This is a genomic window from Mesorhizobium sp. M7D.F.Ca.US.004.01.2.1 (assembly GCF_003997785.1).
GTDB classification, from domain to species: Bacteria; Pseudomonadota; Alphaproteobacteria; order Rhizobiales; family Rhizobiaceae; genus Mesorhizobium; species Mesorhizobium loti.
Window position 1 is genome coordinate 1 of sequence record NZ_RZRQ01000520.1, and the last position, 2,871, is coordinate 2,871.

At 59.6% G+C, this 2,871-nt stretch carries 1 protein-coding gene; it reads right to left on the minus strand.

All coding sequences use genetic code 11. From position 1 onward, the window contains the following. Positions 1–120: 120 nt before the first annotated feature. Positions 121–2,667, minus strand: coding sequence for a glucose/quinate/shikimate family membrane-bound PQQ-dependent dehydrogenase (locus tag EN993_RS34070; protein WP_127266073.1), 2,547 nt, complete (start codon positions 2,665–2,667; stop codon positions 121–123). Positions 2,668–2,871 lie beyond the last annotated feature (204 nt).

Below are 2,871 nucleotides of genomic sequence, written 5' to 3' on the forward strand. Positions count from 1 at the left end.
GATCCACCGAGACTGCGCGCCAGCCACCGTGTTGACGGGAGCCTGCGCCAGGAACTTTCGAAGCCGAGCCCTCACGATCCCAGTTCGCCATTGTCATACGCACGCATTCCGCACCTTTTCTCACCCGGCTTTCGGCAACGCATAGGCGATAATAGAATCGCCCGCCGCTGTGCCGGTCGAACCATGCCCGCCGGCAACCACGATTAGATACTGTCGGCCATCGGAGCCAAGGTAGCTGGAGGGGGTGGCCTGCCCGCCAGCGGGAAGGCGATCGTGCCAGATCTCCTTGCCTGTCTTCAGGTCATAACCGCGTACGTAGTAATCCAAGGTGCCGCTGAGAAAGGCGACGCCGCCCTTGGTAATGATCGGCCCACCGATGCCGGGCACGCCCATCTTGAATGGCAGCGGGATCGGCGACAGGTCGCGCACCGTTCCGTTGACATGCTTGTAGATGGTCTTGCCGGTCGTCAGGTCGACACCCGCGACATAGCCCCATGGCGGCGCTTGGCAGGGCAGCCCAAGCGGTGAGAGAAACGCTCCCATCTTGGCCGCATAAGGCGCTCCGAAATTTTCGTTGAAGACGTCCCCTCCCTCTTTGGTAACGACGCGCGCATACTTGTCCGGACGGGGGATCATCTTCGACGTAAAGGCAAGGTATACGGGCATGGCAAACATGACTTGCCGATTGGGATCGACCGCCACCGCGCCCCAGTTGAACGCGCCGAAATTGCCGGGATAGACGATCGAGCCCCTCGCCGTCGGCGGAGTATACCTTCCCTTGTAATAGAGGTTGCGGAATTCGATCCGGCAGACGAGTTCGTCGAGCGGCGAAATCCCCCACATGGCCTTTTCCTGGAGCGGCTCGGGTTTAAATGAGATTGTCGAGACAGGCTGCGTGGGCGACGTGGTGTCACCCTTGACCGCGCCGGCCGGCGCGGGTTCCTCTTTAACGGGCAGCAGCGGCTGTCCTGTCTTGCGATTAAGGACGTAGACCTCGCCCTGCTTGGTCGGTGCGACCAGTGCCGGGACCTCTACCCCGCCAACAGTGAGATCCACAAGGCTCGGCTGTGCCGGAACATCCATGTCCCAGAGATCATGATGGACGGTTTGGAACACCCAGGCTGGTTTGCCGGTGTTGACATCCAATGCGAGGATTGAGGATGAATATTTTTCGACGCTGGCGCTGCGGCCGACGCCGTATTGGTCAGGTGATTGGTTGCCCATCGGCAGGTAAATCAGTCCGAGTTTGGGGTCATAACTTGCCACACTCCACGAGTTTGGGGCGTTCTCTGAATAGGTCTGACCATTCGCGATAGGCGCGGTAGCATCGGGATTCTTGGAATCGAAATTCCAGACGAGATAACCGGTGTTTACGTCGTAGGCACGGATGACACCTGACGGTGAAGTTGTTGCGACGTTGTCATTGACGGAGCCGCCGACTATCACCAGCCGATCGGTCACGACAGGTGGCGAGGTGGAATAGATGGAGCCAGGCGTGATATTGGGCATGTTTGCCCACAGGTTGATCGTACCGTCATCCCCACCAAAGCCCGGGCAAATCTTGCCAGTCTCAGCACTGATGGAAATGAGCCGCCCGTCCGACGTCGGTGCGAAGAGACGCTTGATGCATGTTGCATCGGGATTCGCTATCGCTGAGGTCGTCTTGTGGTCGACGATCGGATTGGGATCGCCGCGCTTGGCCTGCCCCGTGACGACGTTCTGGGGCACACCGGCAGCGCCTGTCGTCACTTCCGCGGCGCTTTCCTCGACTCTCTGCTCCTCGGTCTTCGTTGTGCTGTCGGCCGTGACGGCCGGTTGCTGGCCACTAGGGGCGGGCTTGGCCGATGTCCCGTCAAAATAGGAAACGCCGCGGCAGGTCAAATGCTGCGTCGTCTGCTTGGCAGTCTGCTTCAGATGAGGGTCGAAACGCCACTTCTCCTTGCCGGTAACCGCATCGAGCGCGATCACCAAATTGTGCGGGGTGCAGATATAGACGGTCCCGTCGATCATAAGGGGCGTATCTTCGTAGGTCGCCTCTCCGGGGTCGTTCGGGCCGCGAATGTCGCCGGTGTGGTAGGTCCAGGCAACCTTGAGGTTGCTGACGTTCTCTGGCGTTATCTGGTCGAGCGGTGAGTAACGGCGGCCGGCGTCGGTGCGACCATAAGCATGCCATTCGCCGTCCGGCACATTGCTCTCGATACTCCTGGTTCCCGCCATCTGGGTGGCTGAGAATGCGCCGGTCGTGTCGTGCGGGCTCAGCAACATCGAATAGAGTCCGGCAAGCAAGGCAACACTCAATGAGCCGGCAAGCATCCCGCTCGATGCATCATAGCGCGCCCAGCCGATCTCCGGCCGATGCAAGGAACGAACCATTGGCGGAAGCAGCAGAAGCGCACCGATCACAATCAGCAGGCTGCCTCGAGCGGAAAGCGCCCACCAGTCGAAGCCCACCTCGTGAATGGACCAAGCGCATGTCACCAGGACGGTGGCGCCGTAAACCGCCAGACCCTCGGAGCGCAGTTTGAACAGCAGCAATGCCGAAGCGCAGAGACCAAGACCGAGGAGGATGAAGAACCAGGACCCGCCAATAAATGCCAACCAAGCACCGCCGATCAAAATAAATCCGCCGACCAATCCGGTCAGCGAAGAAAGGATTGTACGATACATTGCTCTGTTCCTGTCTTTTGGGAGCTCTCTCACGATGCTCGAGCATTTGAATGCTGGGAGCGGCCACTCGGTGCCTTGTCAGATGAACGTCGAACTTCTCGCACTGTTCCAACGCGCAACATTTCGTGATCAGTCACCCTGAGCAGCAAGCAGGCGGCGGGCTCGGCGTCGTTCATCGATCAGAGTGTGACGTTAAGGAAGGAC

Coding starts and splice junctions, on each gene's coding strand:
- EN993_RS34070 (WP_127266073.1), bottom strand. CDS start 2,667: ATGTATCGTACAATCCTTTCTTCGCTGACCGGATTGGTCGGCGGATTT.